At 46.9% G+C, this 392-nt stretch carries 1 protein-coding gene; it reads right to left on the bottom strand.

Annotated elements, in window-relative coordinates; genetic code table 11:
* The coding region (locus AAEZ05_RS27880; RefSeq protein ID WP_350649779.1) for an IS3 family transposase at positions 1 to 273 on the bottom strand (273 nt) is incomplete at its 3' end.
* Positions 274 to 392: the final 119 nt, after the last annotated feature.

Genomic DNA, 392 nt, shown 5'->3' with positions numbered 1-392 from the left:
GTACCTTTGTCGTCTGATTCTCGCTGTCAGCTTAAGCTGTCCCATCAGCCGTGCAATCAGTTTGTGGTTATGAATGAGACCCTCATTCTTAAGGGTTTGGGTGATTCGACGGTAGCCATATCGACCTTTATGCTGATGATAGATACCACGGATGCGCTGTTTGAGTTCGGCGTATTTATCTTGACTACTAAGACTCGCCCTATGGTAGTAGAAACTACTCCGCGCAAGCTTTGCTATGCTGAGTAAGTCAGATAACGTGTGCTTTAGTCTCAATCCTTCGATGAGCCTTGCTTTGTCGCGGCTTGTTCCCTTTCCCGAAGCAAGGCATCGAGCTTTTTTAGATAGGCATTCTCCGCTCGTAGATATGCGTTTTCACGTTTGAGCTCTGCTAG

The organism is Pseudomonas sp. HY13-MNA-CIBAN-0226, from assembly GCF_040310305.1.
Taxonomy (GTDB): domain Bacteria; phylum Pseudomonadota; class Gammaproteobacteria; order Pseudomonadales; family Pseudomonadaceae; genus Aquipseudomonas; species Aquipseudomonas gregormendelii.
Note: the sequence above shows the minus strand (reverse complement) of the source record. Positions and strands in the feature narration are given on the sequence as shown.